Annotated in this window: 21 protein-coding genes; 13 read left to right on the top strand and 8 right to left on the bottom strand. The window is 54.3% G+C overall.

Annotation, left to right across the window (positions count from 1 at the left end):
- Positions 1-17: 17 nt before the first annotated feature.
- Both MKZ15_RS22945 and MKZ15_RS22940 read left to right on the top strand, forming a co-directional pair.
- A complete protein-coding gene (locus tag MKZ15_RS22945; protein WP_339818482.1) occupies positions 18-479 on the top strand; it encodes a hypothetical protein in 462 nt (153 codons plus the stop codon).
- A gap of 196 nt (positions 480-675) precedes the next feature.
- The gene (locus tag MKZ15_RS22940) at positions 676-1008 is read left to right on the top strand and encodes a nucleotide pyrophosphohydrolase (protein ID WP_339818481.1); all 333 of its coding nucleotides are present in this window, start codon (positions 676-678) and stop codon (positions 1006-1008) included.
- Positions 1009-1645: 637 nt separating this feature from the next.
- On the opposite strand, the gene MKZ15_RS22935 is transcribed toward MKZ15_RS22940, so the two are convergent.
- From MKZ15_RS22935 to MKZ15_RS22920, 4 genes are read right to left on the bottom strand one after another with little or no spacing between them, the layout of a single operon-like run.
- Positions 1646-2059 (bottom strand): hypothetical protein, encoded by a 414-nt coding sequence (locus tag MKZ15_RS22935; RefSeq protein ID WP_339818477.1) that lies wholly within the window; start codon positions 2057-2059, stop codon positions 1646-1648.
- Positions 2060-2084: 25 nt separating this feature from the next.
- Positions 2085-2852 carry a class I SAM-dependent methyltransferase gene (locus tag MKZ15_RS22930; RefSeq protein WP_339818475.1) on the bottom strand — a complete coding sequence of 256 codons (768 nt, stop codon included), beginning with the start codon at positions 2850-2852 and terminating at the stop codon, positions 2085-2087.
- A gap of 29 nt (positions 2853-2881) precedes the next feature.
- A complete protein-coding gene (locus tag MKZ15_RS22925) occupies positions 2882-3238 on the bottom strand; it encodes a hypothetical protein (protein ID WP_213622384.1) in 357 nt (118 codons plus the stop codon).
- A gap of 29 nt (positions 3239-3267) precedes the next feature.
- Positions 3268-3453 (bottom strand): hypothetical protein, encoded by a 186-nt coding sequence (locus tag MKZ15_RS22920; protein ID WP_339818472.1) that lies wholly within the window; start codon positions 3451-3453, stop codon positions 3268-3270.
- 106 nt (positions 3454-3559) lie between these two features.
- On the opposite strand from MKZ15_RS22920, the gene MKZ15_RS22915 reads away from it, so the two are divergent.
- The 3 genes from MKZ15_RS22915 (at position 3560) to MKZ15_RS22905 (ending at position 7371) form a co-directional block, all read left to right on the top strand.
- Positions 3560-4546 carry an SseB family protein gene (locus MKZ15_RS22915; protein ID WP_244868403.1) on the top strand — a complete coding sequence of 329 codons (987 nt, stop codon included), beginning with the start codon at positions 3560-3562 and terminating at the stop codon, positions 4544-4546.
- A 106-nt stretch (positions 4547-4652) separates the two neighbouring features.
- Positions 4653-5825, top strand: a complete 1173-nt coding sequence (locus MKZ15_RS22910; protein WP_339818470.1) for an MBL fold metallo-hydrolase — start codon at positions 4653-4655, stop codon at positions 5823-5825.
- A 55-nt stretch (positions 5826-5880) separates the two neighbouring features.
- Positions 5881-7371 (top strand): YdiU family protein, encoded by a 1491-nt coding sequence (locus MKZ15_RS22905; protein WP_339818469.1) that lies wholly within the window; start codon positions 5881-5883, stop codon positions 7369-7371.
- A gap of 58 nt (positions 7372-7429) precedes the next feature.
- On the opposite strand, the gene MKZ15_RS22900 is transcribed toward MKZ15_RS22905, so the two are convergent.
- Positions 7430-8125, bottom strand: a complete 696-nt coding sequence (locus MKZ15_RS22900) for a glycosyltransferase (RefSeq protein ID WP_339818468.1) — start codon at positions 8123-8125, stop codon at positions 7430-7432.
- A complete protein-coding gene (locus tag MKZ15_RS22895) occupies positions 8125-8841 on the bottom strand; it encodes a glycosyltransferase (RefSeq protein ID WP_239483792.1) in 717 nt (238 codons plus the stop codon). Before MKZ15_RS22895 ends, MKZ15_RS22900 begins: the two co-directional genes overlap by 1 nt.
- Before the next feature lie 227 nt (positions 8842-9068).
- Between MKZ15_RS22895 and MKZ15_RS22890 the strand changes: the two genes are divergently transcribed.
- The 3 genes from MKZ15_RS22890 to MKZ15_RS22880 all read left to right on the top strand — a co-directional run bounded on the left by MKZ15_RS22890 (position 9069) and on the right by MKZ15_RS22880 (position 11507).
- Positions 9069-10166, top strand: a complete 1098-nt coding sequence (locus MKZ15_RS22890; RefSeq protein WP_339818465.1) for an MBL fold metallo-hydrolase — start codon at positions 9069-9071, stop codon at positions 10164-10166.
- A 140-nt stretch (positions 10167-10306) separates the two neighbouring features.
- Positions 10307-10846, top strand: a complete 540-nt coding sequence (locus tag MKZ15_RS22885) for an RNA polymerase sigma factor (protein ID WP_339818464.1) — start codon at positions 10307-10309, stop codon at positions 10844-10846.
- Complete coding sequence (locus tag MKZ15_RS22880) at positions 10791-11507, top strand: zf-HC2 domain-containing protein (RefSeq protein WP_339818462.1); 717 nt, start codon at positions 10791-10793, stop codon at positions 11505-11507. The genes MKZ15_RS22885 and MKZ15_RS22880 overlap by 56 nt, the downstream gene beginning before the upstream one ends.
- A 20-nt stretch (positions 11508-11527) precedes the next feature.
- Here MKZ15_RS22880 and MKZ15_RS22875 read toward each other — a convergent pair whose 3' ends face one another.
- Positions 11528-12052: an isoprenylcysteine carboxylmethyltransferase family protein gene (locus MKZ15_RS22875; protein WP_339818460.1), complete on the bottom strand. Its 525-nt coding sequence runs from the start codon at positions 12050-12052 to the stop codon at positions 11528-11530.
- A 110-nt stretch (positions 12053-12162) separates the two neighbouring features.
- A complete protein-coding gene (locus MKZ15_RS22870; RefSeq protein ID WP_155604712.1) occupies positions 12163-13080 on the bottom strand; it encodes a phosphatidate cytidylyltransferase in 918 nt (305 codons plus the stop codon).
- Positions 13081-13187: 107 nt separating this feature from the next.
- Here MKZ15_RS22870 and MKZ15_RS22865 point away from each other — a divergent pair, with 107 nt between their 5' ends.
- The 5 genes from MKZ15_RS22865 to MKZ15_RS22845 all read left to right on the top strand — a co-directional run bounded on the left by MKZ15_RS22865 (position 13188) and on the right by MKZ15_RS22845 (position 19061).
- A complete protein-coding gene (locus MKZ15_RS22865; RefSeq protein ID WP_155604713.1) occupies positions 13188-13724 on the top strand; it encodes a hypothetical protein in 537 nt (178 codons plus the stop codon).
- Between the two features lie 100 nt (positions 13725-13824).
- The gene (locus MKZ15_RS22860) at positions 13825-14856 is read left to right on the top strand and encodes an ROK family transcriptional regulator (RefSeq protein WP_339818457.1); all 1032 of its coding nucleotides are present in this window, start codon (positions 13825-13827) and stop codon (positions 14854-14856) included.
- Positions 14857-14873: 17 nt separating this feature from the next.
- Positions 14874-16097, top strand: coding sequence for an MFS transporter (locus MKZ15_RS22855; RefSeq protein ID WP_213622375.1), 1224 nt, complete (start codon positions 14874-14876; stop codon positions 16095-16097).
- Between the two features lie 145 nt (positions 16098-16242).
- On the top strand, positions 16243-17838 hold the full coding sequence (locus MKZ15_RS22850; protein ID WP_339818453.1) for a spore germination protein: 1596 nt from the start codon (positions 16243-16245) through the stop codon (positions 17836-17838).
- Positions 17835-19061 (top strand): Ger(x)C family spore germination protein, encoded by a 1227-nt coding sequence (locus MKZ15_RS22845; protein ID WP_339818452.1) that lies wholly within the window; start codon positions 17835-17837, stop codon positions 19059-19061. Before MKZ15_RS22850 ends, MKZ15_RS22845 begins: the two co-directional genes overlap by 4 nt.
- The last annotated feature ends 2 nt before the right edge of the window (positions 19062-19063 follow it).

Here is a 19063-nt window from a genome sequence, read left to right as displayed (position 1 = left end):
ATAAAGGAGGTCTGCTCATGGAACCCCTGATTACCCTTATCGTTGTTACGCTGGTGATCCTTGCCCTGGGAGCTGCGGGAATCAAACGACTGCGCCCTTGGCCGATTGCCCTCCGGGGCGGGGTTGCAGCGATGTTTGTGTTGACCGGTACGGTGCATTTCGTTTGGATGCGGGAGGAGCTTATAAGCATGGTGCCGCCCATTTTGCCTTACCCTGGATTTATTGTCACGCTCACCGGTGTTTTGGAGTTGGCGGGAGCTATTGGCTTACTGTGGCGCCCGACGATCATCTGGGCGGCGGGAGGACTCTCGCTTCTCCTCCTCTGCATGTTTCCGGCAAATGTAAATTATGCCCTTTCCGGCATGGCGACAGCCGCGCATGATGCGGTGCTTCCCCGTACGTTGATGCAAATCGTCTTTCTGTCAGCGACCCTGGCAATCATGGTTTATTACTTGCGTCACCGAACCCCGAACTCGTAAGACGGATTTAGGCGGGATTTGACGAATCTTCCATTTCGTAATAACTTGGGAGTAGGAAGAATGTACCAAGGGCCAAAGCATGGCCACACCAAGAGACGACAAGAGGCGGGCCCCGAATCAAGGGGGAGGACCGCCTCTTTTTTGCGCCGTTTACGCGCGGCTCAAACGCTATTACACCAAGGATAGGAGTACAAACATGAATGAAGAGCTGATCCAAATGCTGCTCGCTTTTCGGGAGGAGCGGAACTGGGGGCAATTCCATAACCCGAAGGATTTGGCGATCTCGCTGAGTCTGGAGGCGTCCGAACTGCTGGAGAATTTTCAATGGAAATCGTCCGAAGAGGCGGTATCGCAGAAGAGACAAGACATCGCCGACGAACTGGCCGACGTGCTGATTTACTCCGTGTATCTGGCCGATGCGCTGGACCTCAACATCGAGGAGATCATTCGCGACAAAATGCGGCGGAACGGCGCCAAGTATCCGGTGGACAAGTCTTTTGGCAAGATGACGAAATATAACGAGCTATAGGAGTTATGTACAGCTAATGAATATGGGTGCGAGTTTGAGAAACCGAGCATGATTGGTAAAGACATTGCATGTCCGTGATGCTGGAGTTGTTGGGAAATTTAATGATTGCGAAACACGAGGAGGTGGTCGGTTGGGACTTCGAGGATGTAATGTTGGAGTCCAACCGATTGGATTATAACTGCAGGGTCGCCGCTTAATGAAGCGGGTTTGGAGTGCTATTTTTTAAAAAGATTAATTAAAGGCCTCATTTCGTTCTTCTAAACTATTGAGAACAACATTAGCTATTGTTGATTTATCTAAACCTGCTCCAGGTAATTTCCGAGATGATAGATAGCCCTCAACATAGTCGACTAAGTTTTTAGTTGTCGTGGACCGTGTTTAGTGGTTGGTTGGCTTTAGTGGCGTTTGGGAACAGTCCGATCGTGCAGACCTTGATTCATGGGTTGGGGGGCTGAGCGAAGGCGGGAACCGGCATCTTTTATTCTCTGGGCAGGGCCTAGGACAGAAATAAGGAGCCGGACGGCCATCCGACTCCCCGCACAACATTTTGGGTGGGAAACCTCAAAGTGCTTGGATCAATAACCCGCACCCCTGGCGCTAACCTGGACGGGTTATTTTCTTTTATGTGAAGCATCAGCTACTCCAACGTAAAATCAAGCTTCATCTGAATTTCCAATCCGCGTTTGAAATACAGCGTATATTCCCCAGGCCCCCACTCCAAATTTTTGAGTCGCATTTCAAAGGCAGCCAAGTCAGCCGTTTCTCTTTCTTTTTGAACTTGAAGAACTTCGCTGTCCCCGCGTTTGGTTACATATAACTGAGCCTGACGAAGGCTCTCCTTCTTGTCCGGGTAAATGGCCATGGCGATGAGAACGGCATTGTTTTTAAAATGATCCGAATGATCATTCATCCTGGCGAACTCCTGATTTGGAACGTGTCCAAGTTGAAGATCATATTTCGTGTTTCTGCCGAGTTGAGGGTACAGGTACAGGAAAAGAATAATAGCACTGACGCCTAACACCATCGTTAATAGAATCAATCTCCGCTTCAAATGTCGTCCTCCTTTCCCTAATTCGCTACGGCTTCCTGGCTAAATACAAATCGAGGGTATCGTGTAATTCAACCTTTCCGCCGTAATGGTTGATGGCCTCAATCATCTCTTGCTCTATACGCACGCGGAGCTCCTCCGGGAAAGCCCGATGGTCCGAATACGTATTTAGGAGGGCCACATAGCTTGGCGCATCAAAAGTTCGGGTCTGATGATAGATTTTGAAATTCACGTCGGCGAAACCATATTGTTCGAGGGTATGAACCATTTCTAAGCTTTTCTGTTCGGTATGCGGCGCAGGTTCTTTCGAGGAGGGCGCGTATTTCGCGTAGATGTGCTGCATGGCTTCATGCAGGTCATCTTTCCGGGCCGGGAACGGACGATTCCAGAATAACGCAAGCACGCCTCCGCTTCGCAAGAGCTGATACGCTTTGGGATATCCGATTTCTTGCGGGATCCAGTGGAACGCCGTGGCGGAGTAGATTAAATCGTATTGCTTAGGCTCCAACCTGACGCTTTCAAAATCACTCTGAATCACGCAGAAATGGGGAAACCCCGAAAACTTCTCCGCAGAAAAGTTGGCCAAATTTTCTCCGAGTTCGATGGCGGTAATCTCGCAGCCGGCGTTCAAGAAAGGAAGGGTGGCTTGGCCCGTTCCGATGCCGACTTCAAGGGCCCTCTTACCCTGGTTGAGGTCTGAATACCGAATCACATCCTGAAAAAGCTCCTCCACATACGTGGGGCGCATCTTCTCATAGTTTACGACGTCCTCATTAAATTTCAGGCGCAAATCCATGAGTAACTTCCCCCTTCACACCTCGTGATTCAATCCAATTTGGAAGAATGATACTCGACCCATTTCTCAATTTCGCTTTTCAAAAAAATATAACTTCGGTTGGGGAGCTCCATGCGAGGTAAAAACGAGTAGGTATCATAAACGTTCCCATTGAAATTTCCCCGCTTCTTCCGGTCCAATTCCAGAATGTCTTGCAACTCACTCCTGGTGATTCCTAGGTAATCGGCTAATTCGCTTTCCGTCAATATCGACTTATCTTCGCTGACTTTCTGTTCCTGTATAGCCGGATCGGGCTTATCTTCTCCACGCTCGGCCAGCAGATAACATCCACCTAGAAACGCAGCAGATAGAATCAGGCTGCAGATGATATTGCTGTATTTGTGCATCCAATCGCCCCCCTTTTTTGTATGTTCGTCTATAGAATTCTGCTTATCAGAATAATTACAGCAATGACCCCGGCTAAAATCAGCAGATTTGTGGTTTGTCTCCAAAACCCGGGGACACCGGTGGAGTGTAGTTTATGTTTATTCGTATCAAAGTTAGCTTTAGCGCCGTGCGGATCAGCCGGATGGGAAAAGGGTTTTCCATGATCATCATTCATGAATAGATCCTCCTTTCGTCATTGAACTGATTATACCAATGATTTACTTTCTCGACATCGTTATAAGCTATACTATATTCAAACGATATGGGAAATGGGGTGCCGAATGAACGAGGAACGGAAAGACGAGGTCGGGCGGAGGTTTCTGTTAACGCCGGAGATTTCGCGGGAAGAGCTCGGCGGGCTGGAGATTCAGGAGCTGATATTTCTAGTGCATGCCGCCAAGCGGTTTAAGGCGGAAGAGGCCTTCCCGGATGTGTATTTGGACGAACGGATCAAGGCCTTTACGGGCGTACTCTACGAAAAAGTGAAGCAGGCCGAAACGCTGGTTCTCGCTTGTGATCAGGCAACCGGATATCCTTACTTGGACGGGGAAGACCGGGTTTGGATGTTCTCGCAGGAGGCGTATGCCGCGAACGCGGAGGATTATTTCCGTCAGCAGCACTTGATGCTGGAGATGAAACCGATCAGCGGGGAGGATGTGCTGAGGACGTTCGGGCAGCTTCATCTTCTGGGATTGCCGAAAATCCTTGTGGACAACGGTCAGTATCACATCGAATTGAACCGGGATGAGATCGTGCCTCCGCCGGATTGGACGGGGACGCCGGAGATCAGCATTCCCGTGACCAATCCAGGGCTGCAGCGGGCGATGATCCGTTTCTTCCAGACGCTGCATGCGCCGACGGGTGACCCGGAGGCACGCGGGCGGGAGCTGAACGCGCTGGAGGCGGAAATGCTTGATGAGCTTTTGCAGGCGAAGTATTTGCTGCCCATGCAATTGAAGGAGTCCGATCCTTCGCCCGCGGATGAGCAAGGCATGAAGACGTTGAAGCAAGGGGCCATCCTTCAATTCGGCGTGTTAAGCGCGGAGGACGGTTCGGCTTGGCTGCCGGCGTTTACCGATTGGCCGGAATTCGAGAAAGTTTACGACAAAACGGTCTGGAGCAGCAACATCGCGGCTTACGACGACCTGCTGGCGGTGTCCGAAAATATGGATGGCATCGTCCTCAATAGCCGGGGCATTTCGCTGCGAATCGACGCGAACAACCGGGAGCGGATCGAGGCTTTCCGTCAGGAGCGAGGCATACAGTAGCAGAAGTCCGCGCAGCCAGCAGTTGCCTGTCTTTTTGCATAAATCGCCGGTCTTTGGCACAACCTTCCTGGATGAAGTGATTCGTTCAGAGGAGGCGATCCACCCGATGATGTGGTTATTTGTTCTGATTTGTCTCGTCGTGCTCCTAGCCGTTGGATTGAATTTGTTCCAGAAGCTGTACCCGCCGTTTGGCGGCAAGCCGTCACCCGCAGACCTGAAGCGCTATCGGCAATCTCCAAACTATAAAGGAACGAAATTCGAATATCCCCTGGAGACGAAAATGTTCAAGCCTTCGCCGGGCAGCATGATTACGGCGCTGCGCGAGTATGTGCAGCGGAGCCCCCAACTGAAACCGGATCGGCCGTTGCCTCAGGTCAAGTTGGATCGGCAGACGTTCGAAGATCTCCAGGGGGATACGGTTGTCTGGTTCGGCCATTCCGCGCTTTTCCTACAATTTGGGGGAGTACGGTTTCTGTTGGATCCGATGCTTGGGCCCGCCACGTCGCCGCTCGGCGGCGGCAAAAGATTCAATCGCGAGCTGCCCATCGACTCGCTGGATGAGCTTCCGCCGATCGATGTTGTTCTTCTGTCCCATGATCATTACGATCATCTGGATTACGGCACGATCCTGCAGTTGAAGGACCGGGTAGGTCGCTTCATCGGGCCGCTCGGCATCCGTTGCCATCTGGAACGGTGGGGCGTGGCCCCCGGACAAATCGAGGAATACGACTGGTGGGAAGAGTTGGAGCTCCAGGGCGTTCGGTTGGCGTGCACGCCAGCCCGGCATTTTTCGGGGCGGAGGCTGTTCAAACAAGGCGGCGGCGGCCTATGGTGCTCCTGGGTGATTGCCACGCCGAAGAAGAGGGTCTATTTTAGCGGGGATAGCGGATATGGACCCCATTTCAAGGAAATCGGCGGAAAATACGGCCCGTTCGACCTCACCCTCATGGAATGCGGCCAGTACGATGACCGGTGGTGGGATATCCACATGCGGCCGGAGCAAACGGCGCGAGCTCATCTCGATGTGAGAGGGAATGTGTTGCTTCCGATTCATTGGGGGGCTTTTTCGCTGGCGATGCACAGCTGGTACGATCCGGTCCGTCAGCTGTCCATGGAGGCCAAGCAGCGGGGCATTCCGCTAACCACGCCAAAGCTCGGGGAACCCGTTCGGATCGGGGCATCGGAAGAATATCCGACGGAAGCTTGGTGGAAAACACTAGAATCGGCGCGTAAAGTGGGTGGGTTTCGCGGAGCGCGTCCATCCAGTACAATGAAGTAATTACGTCCTGCAGGGAGATCCGGCCGGGACGACAACCCTAAGGAAGGAGAAGCCGATGAGCCAATCAAACGGAAATCCGCAAACCGGATGGAATTTCGACAATACCTACGCCCGCTTGCCGGAGTTCTTCTTCACGAAGCAAGAGACCAAGCCGGTCCGGTCGCCGATGCTAATCGTGCTGAACGACTCGCTCGCGGCGGAGCTCGGCTTGAACCCTGAAGCGCTGCGAAGCGAAGCCAACGTTGCCGTCTTCGCCGGCAACCGGCTGCCGCCCGGGGCGGAGCCGCTGGCCCAGGCTTATGCGGGCCACCAGTTCGGGTATTTCACGATGTTGGGGGACGGCCGGGCCCTGCTGCTCGGCGAGCAGATCGCGCCTAGCGGCGATCGCTTCGACATCCAGCTCAAGGGCTCCGGCCGGACGCCGTATTCGCGCGGCGGCGACGGGCGCGCCGCGCTGGGTCCCATGCTGCGGGAGTACATCATCAGCGAGGCGATGCACGCGCTGGGCATTCCGACGACCCGCAGCTTGGCGGTGGTGACCACCGGGGAGACGGTGGTCCGGGAACAGGGCTTACGCGGGGCGATTCTCACCCGCGTTGCGGCCAGCCACGTGCGCGTCGGCACGTTCCAGTACGCCGCGCAATTCGGCGAGCCGGCGGACGTCCGCACGCTCGCCGACTACGTGATCCAGCGCCATTACCCGCAGCTGGCCGAGCTCGCCGACATCGGCGAGTCCGGGCGCTATTTGGCGCTGCTGCGAGAGGCGACCGGGCGCCAGGCCGCCCTGATCGCCAAGTGGCAGCTTGTCGGGTTCATCCACGGCGTGATGAACACCGACAACATGGCCCTTAGCGGCGAGACGATCGACTATGGGCCCTGTGCCTTTATGGACGCGTACGACCCCGCGACCGTATTTAGTTCCATCGACCGTCAGGGCCGATATGCCTACGGCAATCAGCCAAACATCGCGGTATGGAACCTGTCGAGACTCGCCGAGAGCCTGCTGCCGCTGCTGCATGAGGAGGAAGATCAGGCCGTCAAGCTCGCCGAAGAGGCGCTCCATGGCTTTGGCTGGCAATTTGAAGCGGCCTGGCTGCAAGGCATGCGGTCGAAGCTGGGCTTGTTCGGCGAACAGGAGGAGGATGCCACCCTCGTCAAAGACCTGCTCGATCTGATGCACCAGCACCACGCTGATTTCACCAATACGTTCCTCGCCTTGACCTTTGGTCGGCTAGAGGAACCGCCGATGGCCGGTACCCCTGAGTGGTCGGGATGGCTGGAGCGCTGGCAGGCGCGGCTCGCCGCGCAGACCGAATCGCAAGAAGCGGCCCGGGAACTCATGCGCCGCAGTAATCCGGCGGTCATCCCGCGCAACCACCGGGTGGAGGAAGCGCTCGAAGCCGCTGTCGTGCGGGACGATTATGGCGTGATGCAGCGCCTGCTTGAGGCGCTGGCGCAGCCCTTTGCGCATACGCCGCAGCAGGCGGAATACGCGGAGCTGCCGAAGGCCTGCGACCGGCCGTACCGCACGTTTTGCGGAACCTGAATCCAACCCCAAAGCTGTCTCTCTCAGGTCACGGTAAGACCTGCGGAGACAGCTTTTTTTACGTTCCGCCCACGAACTGCCGCGCATCGTCTACCTCCAACAACCGAACATTGCGCTTCAATAATGCTTTATCACTGACGATCCAGGTATGGTCTTTGGAGTTGCGTTGGCGGATGGCAAGGAAATGCCGTGGGCTGCCGGCATAGATCTTGAAGCCTTTCGCCCGGCAGGACGCGCAGAATCGAACGCATTCCCCGCGACTTCGGTCGGGAAAACGAACCTGTTTGAACACCCGACGTCGAACCAGCAGGGTAGCACCCTGGACTAAAGGGACGTAACGACCGGCCATCGCAGGGTAGCGGAACAGCAGGCGCGGTTCGCCGCTCAGTTGCATGTAATGGGCTCTTTTTCCGACAATGTCGGCTTTGGTCTGGCGAAGAATGCGTACGCTGTCCGTCAGATAACGGGGTGCGTAATAATCGTCATCATCGAACTTGGCAATCAACGGGTGCTTGGCGAGCTTGACCCCTAAGTTCAGGCAAGCCCCTAAGGAGACGGAATCCGGCACGCTGACGATTCTGACGTTCGGAAACCGACGGGCTGCCAGCTCGTACTCGCTGATTCGCAGGTTGGGGTGATTCAAGATCACGATCAGCTCTTTGTGCGGATGCTCCTGCCGGGCATAGTTTCGGAACAACGTGTCCATACAGTTTCGCCGTTTGGTACAGGTAATGATCGAAACTCCGGTTTTCATTACAGAACACCCTTTGGTTTTTGATGTACAAATTTCTTGTAATTCCGGACGTTCGGAATCTTTCGGTGGTGGGAGATCAACTCTTGCTCACTGATGACCCAGGTATGCCCTTGGGAGTTTTTGCGGCGGATCGCCACGAAATTGCTTTTCTCACCGGAATACACTTTGAATCCCTTCTTCTTACAGTGGAGGCAAAACACATCGTCTTCCCCCACATTCAGCTTAGGAAATGGAACCCGATCTATGACCGCCTTCCGAAATACTAACGTTGCGCCGGGCAACCGAGAAGTAATCCGGTTCTCGTCATGGGGAAAACGCAGGATCAGCGTCTTTGAGCCGTTTAAGTACATGTAATGCGCTCGTTTACCAATGACGTCTGCTTGGCTTCTGTGCATGACCTGCAGGCTGGCCGTAAGATAATAGGGGGCATAGTAGTCGTCGTCATCGAACTTGGCAATGTAAGCATATTTCACTTTTTTAGCGGCGAAGTTGATGCAGGCGCCGAGGGACCAAGATTCAGGAGCGCGAAAGACGCGAATGTTCTTCGATTTTTTCGCCATGCGCAAATAAGGCTCCAGCGGGATGTTGTCTTTGTTGATGACAATAATCAGTTCTTTCACGGGGTAGAGCTGTCGGTTGAAGTTATGAAACATATTCTTGAGATAGCTTCGGCGATTGGTGCAGGTGATCACGGAAACTCCATGTTGTGGTTTCATTTTGGGGATTCCTCGGCCGGTCTCCATATCATCGCTCCTCTGGCTCGTGGTCTTGCCAACCCATGGTTCTCCCTTCCACAATATGTCTCATAGCAACAAGGGTAACGGCTTACCCGCAAAATGGGGAAGTACCTTGTCTCCATTTGGCAACACGCCCCGCGATGCAGTATACTCTCCTTGAATCGATCCATGATCAACTCTTTACGTAAGAAAAGGCGGTATTATACATGTATATAGCTTTAGGTATCGTGTTGGTTCTCCTGATTGGCATCATGTTGTTTCTAAGGCTGTATCCGGCCTTCGGCGGGAAGGCCTCCCCCGCCAAGCGGGCGCGTTATGCGCAATCTCCTCAATGGCAGGGCAAGAAGTTCGCCTACACCGAGCCCACTTCTTCCTTCGAGCCTTCCTCGGGCAACATGGTTTCACTGTTGCGGGATTACTTGCGCGGGAACCCGCGGGTGAGACCGGACCGGATCCTGCCGGTCGTGAAGCTGGGGCGCGACGCGCTGGAGGACCGGGATCGCGACCGGGTCGTTTGGCTGGGCCATTCGGCGCTGCTGCTGCAGCTCGGGGGCAAGCGCCTCCTGCTTGATCCGATGCTGGGCCCGTCGCCAACACCGGTCCCGCCCTTCGGCGGCAAGCGGTATAACCGGCAGTTGCCGTTCGATCTGGAAGACCTACCGGAGGTCGATGCGGTGATCTTGTCCCATGACCATTACGATCATTTGGATTACGGCACGATCCGGAAATTGAAAGATCGAGTGGGACGGTTCATCGTCCCGCTGGGTGTTGGCAGCCACTTGGAACGGTGGGGCGTTACGCCGGAGCGGATCAGCGAGCATGATTGGTGGGAGGAGCTCGACTGGAACGGCTTGCGGCTGGCTTGCACTCCGGCCCGTCATTTCTCAGGCCGGGGGCTTGCGAACCGGGACAGTACCTTGTGGTGCTCCTGGGTGATCGCGTCGCCGGAGCGGAAGGTTTTCTTCAGCGGGGACAGCGGGTATGGTCCGCATTTCAAGCAAATTGGCGACAAGTATGGACCGTTTGATCTGGCCTTGATGGAATGTGGCCAATACGATCCGCGCTGGAGCGACATCCATATGCTGCCGGAACAGACGGTTCAGGCCCACGCGGATGTACGGGGCGGGGTGCTCCTACCGATCCATTGGGGGGCATTCACCTTGTCGCTGCATGATTGGAATGACCCGGTCCGCCGGGCAACCGCGGAAGCCGAACGCCGGAACGTGCCCGTCGCCACGCCGAAAATCGGCGAGCCGGTGGATATCGGAGACCCGGCCTACCCCAAGGAGGCTTGGTGGGCCTAAACGGCAGCCTGCCAGTAAACAAACAATTAGCGGCTTCGCCCGAGGAGGGTTTGCGCCTTGGGGGGGCCGTTTTTTATTTTCTTAAAGGTTGTAACGAAATCACGATCTGCGAGTCTTATGTTGGGTAAGGTGGTGAACGCTTGGACGAACTTGAACAAATTTATGATGTTTATTTTCGGGACGTGTATCGGTTTGCCTTGTCGTTAAGCCGAAATGAGCAGGTGGCGGAGGAGATTACGCAAGAGACATTCTTCAAAGCGCTACAGCAGCTGGATCGGTTCCAGGGCACTAGCAAAATAAGCGTTTGGTTATGTCAAATTGCCAAGAACACGTATTTCACTTATCTGGACAAGCAGAGAAGGTTGGACCCGGAAGGGAGCTTGGAGCACGCCGACGGCCGGATCAGCTTCGAGCAACGGTTCGTTGACAAGACGGAAGCCCTGCACCTGCATAAGTTGTTGCATGGCCTGGACGAACCCTATAAGGAAGTGTTTATGTTAAGAGTCTTCGGGGAATTGTCATTTGATCAAATTGCCCAAATCTTCGGAAGAACCGAAAGCTGGGCCCGGGTGACCTTTCACCGCGCCAAGTACAAAATCAGAGGTTGTGGAAGGAGGAACAAGGATGAGTCGGATCTCGTGCGAGGTCATTCAGGATTTGCTGCCGCTCTATTACGATAAGGTGTGCAGCTCGGCTTCCCGGGCTTTGGTGGAAGAACATCTCACTGCGTGTGCTGAATGCAGGGAGCTGCTGGATCAAATGAGCGGGGACATCGCGTTGCCCCTCCCGGAAAGCGGTTCGGGAACGAGCTTGAATGCTCGGCAGTTGGAGGAGAACGGGTTAAGACGGATCCAGGCCTCCTGGAAACGTTCCAAGACATTTGCCTTCGTCAGAGGATTTCTGCTGGCTGCGGCGGCCTGCGCCATTCTCTATTTGGGGTATTTAGGTCTAACGGAGTGGAACATCACGCGGGTCCCTTCGAAAGTCATTCGGATCACGGAGGTGAGCCAACTGCACAACGGAAGAATTGCTTACCACGTTAAAATGACGGACGGTTACGCCGTTAACCAGGTCAAAGGGGTATGGGATGACGACCGGTTATATTTGGTTCCGGTTCGTCCGTTGATCAAAACGCGGAAATTCGCCGACATATCCCTTGCGAACACGTACGATACCCTCAATCTTGAGCAAATCCGCGCCAATCGGAAAGCGATGGGCAAGTCACCCGATGTCCGGGCGATTTATTATGGTTCACCGGAAGAGCCGATTCTGCTCTGGGAACAAGGAATCGAGCTACCTCCGGCAAGTGCCGCGCTTGAAGCGCAGTTCCAGTTTAACTAAGGGGCGACAGCGTCAGCCCCTCATCCCTTTCCATACTCCCGGAACGTCTGCTTCATGATCTTCTCCTCCAGCCGAATGCGGTTGAACAAAGTGAGCAGATGCAGCACAAACAACGGCGTAAACACGATCCAGGCCTGGGAAATGATTGCGAAGCTAAGCACTTCCGGGATAATGTTCAAATAATAGTTCGGGTGCTTGATGCGTTTGAACAGCGGGGTTTCCACGAGCTGGTGGCCCTTGGCAATATAGATTTTGAAGGTCCAGAAGCGACCGAGCGTACGGATGACATACACAAGCACCGCCATGGCGAATACATACACGGCCAGGCCGATATAGGTGTGCGTGCCAATAGGTACCTCCTCGATGAAGGCATAACCCATCGTGCCGAGGTAAATCAGAAACTGCACGACGATGAGCGCACGGCTGTTGGTCTTGCCGTATTCGAGGCCCCCGTGTGCTTTGATTCGAGCTTCGTTGCGCCCTGAGATGATGGCCGAAGGGATGCGCAGCAAAGTAAGTACAATCAGAATCATGCCGGTCACCATATCTGTTCCTCCTTAGGTCGTGCGAATAAGAGACGCTTATCCACTATACTGCCTAAATGTTAGGGTTATGTTAAAAAGGCGCTTCAGGCGTCGGCCTAGACTTCATCATCCTACATGAAATCAAAGAAATAACGCGTCACGTGAAAAAAGATCGGCGAGGTATACGTCAGACTGTCGACCAGGCTCAGGTAGCTCTTCTTTAAGGCCTGCGCTTTGTCGTCGTCGCCGATGAGCAAATCCCGTTTCAGGACGGAGACGGTGGTGCTACCGATAAAGCCGCCCAGCCCGATCAGCATGCCTGCGAACAAGCCAAACTTGGAACCCAGCGGCGTCAGGATCGGGGCCAAGAGGGAAGCGGCGATGGACGTCACCGCAAACGAGCAAACAAAGCCCTCCCAGGTTACGTACGGATTCGCCGTTGGCACGACCTTGCGCTTGCCGAGATACGAGGAAGCCGCATAATGGGCGATATCGTTTAACTGGGTCAGGACAACCAGGAAGAGCACCAGTCCCGCACCATATTGCGGCGTGGCGAACGGGAAATACGCGAGATGGCTCAGACCGAACACCATCAGCATCAGTCCCCACTGGACCCGGCTGACGCTGCGCAAGAATCCGGCCGTTCCTTTGTTAATCATGCGGGGGAGCGGCAGGAATAGGAACACGTACACCGGGATAAAAACGATAAACATGCCGTACCACTCGATCAGGATCCAGTAAAACTGCGCGGGAATCGCGAGATACGCCCATAAGAACAGCCGACGCTCGGATTTGCGCGAACGGATCATGGAGAAGTATTCTTTTAGCGCGAAAAAAGACAGCAGCATCACCGCCAGCAGCGAAACGACCGGGTTAAACAAGGTCGCGAGGCAGAGGATCAGCCACATGCCCCACCAAGTGCGCAGGCGTTGCCGAAAGGCCGGGAACCCCTCGCCGGGATGCTTCCGGTCCTGTATAAAGCAGATGGAATGAATGACCGCCAAGACCACAAAGATCACAATCATCGTCCATTGCAGAGGGTTTAACATGCTAAATCCCAACTTCCTTAGGAGGTAGATTCCACCAAAGGAATCATATGTTATTATGGAGGAATAGTCTACAAATAGTCTACCGTAGATAAGGGGAATTAAAGTCGATGGCCGCGGATCGCTCGGTGTTTATTTTGCTAACGAATACGGGGACGCTCTTCACCAAAATGATCAAGGGATACACAAGAGCGCCCTATAATCATGCTTCGATCTCGTTTAACCGCGAGCTGTCGGAGCTGTATAGCTTTGGGCGGAAACACCCGAACAACCCGCTGAACGGCGGATTTGTGAAAGAGGATATCAAGACCGGTACATTCAGTAAATATCCGAACACAACCTGTGTCATCTACGAATTGAAGGTCACCCCGCGCGAGGTGGAGAAAATGGAGCGCGTGCTCCAGCTGTTTATCCGCAAGCGGCAAAAGTTCTTATACAACATCCTAGGTATCATTGGGATCGCCTTGAAGGAGCCGATCGAGTTCAGCAACTCGTATTTTTGCTCGCAATTCGTTGCGGAAATTCTGGAGCGGTCGGGGATCAAGCTATGGAACAAGCTTTCTGCGTTGGTGACGCCGGATGATTTTCGGCAGTGCGACCGGCTGCAGCTTATTTATGAAGGAAAGCTAAGCGAATACGAGCCGTAGAATAAAGAAAATTTCTTCCGTCCCCTTCCTCTCCCCGTAGGGTTGTGGTACCCTGATATCAACTTATTAAAGTTGTTTAAAAAGTGGAAGGAGGTGCCCTATGAACGAGCTGCCGGCTACACCTAAAGAGATGAAGCAGGTGATTCGCAGCGGCATCCGTTCCACCTTGCTGGCCATGGGCAGCGCGACGAAGGCGGAGCTAAGCGGGAAATTGGGCGTCAGCTTTCCGACGGTCAGCAAGTTTCTGGCCGAATTGAAGGAGGCTGGGGAGATTACGGCCATCGGGATGGACGATTCCAGCGGCGGCAGGCGGGCGGAGCGGTATGTGTACAATCCGGATGTCATGCTAGGGCTTGCTGTATTTCTCGAGCGAACGGAAACGAATTACGTCATCTATAATTGCTCCGGCGAAGTGAAGGAAGAGGGCCACGCCCCCAGCATGCTGGGAGATGCAGGCGACAGTCTGGCCGAGCTGATTGAGGAGCAAATGAGCCGATTTCCAAAGATTCGTTCGCTGGCAGTCGGCGTTCCGGGGGCGGTCAATCAAGGGCGGATCATTCATATCCCGGCCTACGGTGCGCTCCAAAATTTCGATTTGAAGGGCGCTCTGGAGAAGCGGTTTGGACTTCCCGCTATCGTGGAGAACGACATGAACGCCGCGGTGCTGGGGTATTACCATCATCTCGATACGAGCGATAATCCCTCATTGGTCTATCTCTATTTCGGTCAGAATGGACCGGGGTCAGGGATCTTGATCAACGGCGATGTCGTTCGAGGCAGCACGTTCTTCACAGGAGAAGTCTCTTACGTTCCTCAATATGAGGAGAAGAATTTCGGGCATGCCTTACAGGCGCGGCCCCATCTTGGGCCCGGCCAGGCCAGAATAGGCACCGCAGGAGTGGATGCGGTCAGCCGTCTGGTCGCGACCTGTACCGCATTGATCAACCCGCATACCATAGTGTTTTGCCATGATGAAGTCAGCGTGTTCTTGCTGAACGAAATCAAGGCAAGGAGTGCGCGGTACGTTCCGGCCGAGCATCTGCCTCGGCTAATGATGAGCGATTGGCGGCGGGATTATTTGAACGGACTGCAGCATCTAGGACGACAATTGATGATTTCGACAAGCGGATAGGAGAAGGAGATTGAAACATGGCGACATTCTTTTTGTTGATTATTTATTTGGCATTCATCAGCTTGGGGCTGCCCGACTCGCTGCTGGGCTCAGCCTGGCCGATTATTCGGGGCGACCTGGGTGCGCCGCTGGGTACCGCCGGCGTATTGTTCATGATCGTAGCCGCGGGCACGATCGTGTCGAGCTTGGCCAGCGGCTCAGTCCTGCGCCGGTTTGGTACGGGAAAGGTGACGCTCGCCAGCTGTATCATGACCGCTGTGGCTTTGCTAGGCTATTCGTTAGCCCCATCGGTGTTCTGGCTGGGCGTCTGTGCCATTCCGCTGGGTTTGGGCGCCGGGTCGGTTGACGCTGGCCTTAACAATTACGTAGCGGCCCACTACAAAGCGCATCACATGAGCTGGCTGCACTGCTTCTGGGGCGTCGGCGCGACGCTGGGGCCCGTGATCATGGCTGGATTCATCTCCGGCGACGGTCATTGGCGAAACGGTTATTTGACGGTAGCGATCATTCAATTTGCCCTGGTTGTCATTTTATTCTTCACGCTGCCGCTTTGGGACCGGGTTGCTCAGTCCGCCGGCGATTCCAGGAAAGAAGAGCTTGGCGAACGGGAAGCGGAGCCGTCGGATGCGGGCCGAGTCAAACCGCTGCGGATCCCTGGCGTCAAGCTGGCGCTGGTTTCCTTTCTGTTCTATTGCGGGGTGGAGGCGACAGTGGGCCTTTGGGGCAGCAGCTACCTCGTCGGCGTCAAGAATATCGGGGCCGCAACGGCTGCGAGCTGGGTATCGATGTATTACGCCGGGATCACGGTTGGTCGGTTCATCGCAGGGTTCGTCACGTTCAAAGTGAGCAATCGCGTCATGATCCGCACGGGACAAATCACAGCCTTGTTTGGCGCGGTGCTGCTAATCCTGCCTTTACCCGCGATCCTGTCGCTGATCGGTTTCCTGATCATCGGCCTGGGCTTGGCCCCGATTTACCCATGCATGCTGCACGAAACGCCGGTACGCTTCGGCAAGCAGCAATCCCAGACGATTATGGGGGTTCAGATGGCGGTCGCCTACACCGGCAGCACCTTTATGCCGCCCCTGCTCGGGTTCCTGGCTTCGCACTCAACGATCGGGGTTTTCCCGATATACATCGTGTTGTCGGCCGCCGCAATGTGGTTGTTCTCCGAACGGTTAAACGTCTTTCTGAAAGCGAGAAGCCGCGCAGCGCAAGGTAGCGTGATTTCTTCGCGATAATAATACCGGAACTTGGAATACGAAGGAGCTTTGTCAAAGGGGAAGCCCCCTCTGGAAGGCTCCTTTTTCATGCAAATCACCCATGATTTGAATGATCCGCTTCTCAACCGGAATACTAACTTCATCATGAATGAGGTGCGTAAAGATGAAGTTTCCGATGCGGTATAAATCGAATAACAAGGCGGTTCCGAGAACGAAATCGGCAACCCCGAACCGGAACGATCAGGCGGGCGAAGTCGCCGCCCATCTCTCGAGTAACGAACGGGTGCTGAAACAAGTCTTCTCCAATAGCTCCGATATCCTCTTTCGTACGGTCACCCTTCCGGGTCAAACCCGCCTTCTATTGGTGTATGTCGATGGGCTTGTCAACACGAATATGCTAGATCAAGTCGCGCTGCAGCCGATGATGTTCGAGGGTTTACCTGGCGATGCGGAGAACGGCGGGTCCGGATCGCTAAGTGACTTGTTGACCAAACGGCTTGTTGCCGTTGCCCAGGTCAAGCCGGTCCAGCAGATCGGTGTCATCGTGGAAAGCATTCTAAAAGGCGACCTCGCCATGTTGATCGATGGGGAGAACCAGGCGTTGCTGGTTGGGTTACAGGGCTTTGAGAAGCGTGCCATCGAAGAACCGAGCGCCGAGTTGTCCGTTCGCGGACCGAGGGACGGATTCACGGAAGCCTTGCGAACGAATACCAGTCTGATTCGCCGACGGATTCGCAGCGAGAAGCTGAAAATGGAGTCGCTCACCCTCGGCCAGTACTCGAAGACCGATATCGTCATTGCTTATCTAGAGGGAGTTGCATCGGAGTCGGTATTGAAGGAAGTCCGCCAGCGGCTTCACCGCATCGAGATTGACGGGGTGTTGGAATCGGGGTATATCGAAGAATTCATTGAAGACGTACCCTGGTCTCCTTTTCCCCAAATCCAAAATACCGAGCGGCCCGATATCGTCTGTTCCAGCTTACTGGAGGGGAAGATTGCCATTTTCGTCGACAACACGCCGTTTGTCCTGATTGCCCCCATGACCTTTTGGTCCGGACTGCAGGCCGTGGAGGACTATTATGAGCGTTCCATTTATACGTCGTTTATTCGGCTCATTCGGTTCGGCCTGTTGAACATTTCCTTGCTGCTTCCGTCGTTGTTCGTCTCATTGACTACCTTTCATCAACAACTGGTTCCGACGAGTTTATTGATTAGTGTCGCTGCCGCCAGGGAGGGGGTTCCGCTGCCGACAGTTATTGAGACGTTATTGATGGAGTTCATGTTTGAGGGCCTGCGGGAAGCGGGCATACGCCTACCGAAGCCGATCGGTTCGGCGGTCAGCATCGTAGGTGCGCTCGTGATTGGACAAGCGGCCGTTCAAGCCGGCATCGTATCCGCTTCCGTCGTGATTATCGTCGCCACGACGGGCATCGCGTCCTTTGCGATTCCGCGATACAATCTCGGGACGGCAGTCCGGTTGCTGCGTTTTCCCATGTTAATTTTAGCCGGCGTCCTGGGTTTGTACGGGGTTATCGCGGGCCTCTTTCTCATCGTTATCCATCTCCTGGGCCTTCGATCGTTTGGAATTCCGTATATGACACCGATCTCACCGCAATTCCCTGAGAACATGAAGGATGTATGGATACGCGCGCCAAGGTGGAGCATGCATCAACGGCCCTTGCTCTCCACTGGGGGAAATAAACAACGCGTGCCGAAAGGCCAACGGCCGAGTCCGAAACGGGGGAGGACAGAGCCATGAACCGGATGCGGAAAGCCGGAGTCTTCGCTTTAGCCATGCTGACGCTGTTGTTGACGGCGGGGTGTTGGGATAGCTCGGAGGTGAATGATCTCGCCTTGGAGTTGGCCTGGGGAATCGATTCGGCTAAGGACAAGGGAGTCATGATCAGCGCTCAGGTGATCGCCCCTTTTCGGATTGGCAGCGCGCAGAAAAGCAGCGGCGGGGGAGGCGGTGGCCAGGATAAGCCATATTTCGTTGTGACCGGCACCGGGAAAGACACATTGGATGCGGTACAGCAAATGCAAACCAAGCTGTCCCGTCAAGTGTACCGCGCGCACCGACGCGTGATCGTGATTGGCGAGGCGCAGGCCAGAAAGGGGCTCAAAGAGGTGCTTGATACGTATAGCCGCGACCCGAATCTCAAGCTGCGCAGCGATATTTTTATCGTAAGGGGAGGGACAGCCGAGGAGTTTCTGAATGTGGCCTACCCGCTGGAGGACATCCCAGGTATGGGAGCTTTAAAGGAATACAGCCAAATTGGTACGCTAAAGGAAATGGGTCTGATCAACCTGATGATCTCTTCGATTAGTGACGGAAATTGTCCGGCATTGCCGGCCATAGCGGTAGGTTTTGATACGCCGGGGCAAGAGAGTGCGCAACAGGGGGGGAGCTCGGGCGAGAAGGGCTTTCATATTGCGGGAACGGGGATTTTCGACAATGATCTGAAGTTGCTGGGATTTATTGACGTGAACGAAGGCAAAGTGTTGCGATGGATAAAAGGAGAGCTCGGAAAGCTTATCGTTACGTCCCAGATCGCAGGGGATAACGGCAAGATCAGTATGGATCTGAACAAGTTGAACAGCAAAGTTCAACCGATATTCGAAGGCGACAACATCAAAATCCAGGTCACTTTGATCGGTCAAGGGATGATTCGGGAGAACAATACGGGCTTTGACCTCACGCAGCCGCATAATCTTAACCTTGTTCAGGAAGCGTTGGAGAAACAAGTCGAAACGAACGCTTATCAAACGATCACCAAGGTGCAGGATAAGTTTGGAACCGACGTTTTTGAATTTGGCGAAGTCATCCATCGCAAGTACCCGTCCCGTTGGAGATCCTTAAAGGACAACTGGAACCAGGAATTTCGGAAAGCCGAAATTTCTGTTAAAGCAAAGTTGACGATCCGGAAAATTGGCGTAACAGGACCCTCGCTGCACTTGAAGGAGCGAGAGATTAAGAAATGAAG

This window comes from Paenibacillus sp. FSL R7-0216 (genome assembly GCF_037969915.1).
GTDB classification, from domain to species: domain Bacteria; phylum Bacillota; class Bacilli; order Paenibacillales; family Paenibacillaceae; genus Fontibacillus; species Fontibacillus rhizolycopersici.
This window is presented reverse-complemented; position numbering and strand designations above follow the sequence as displayed.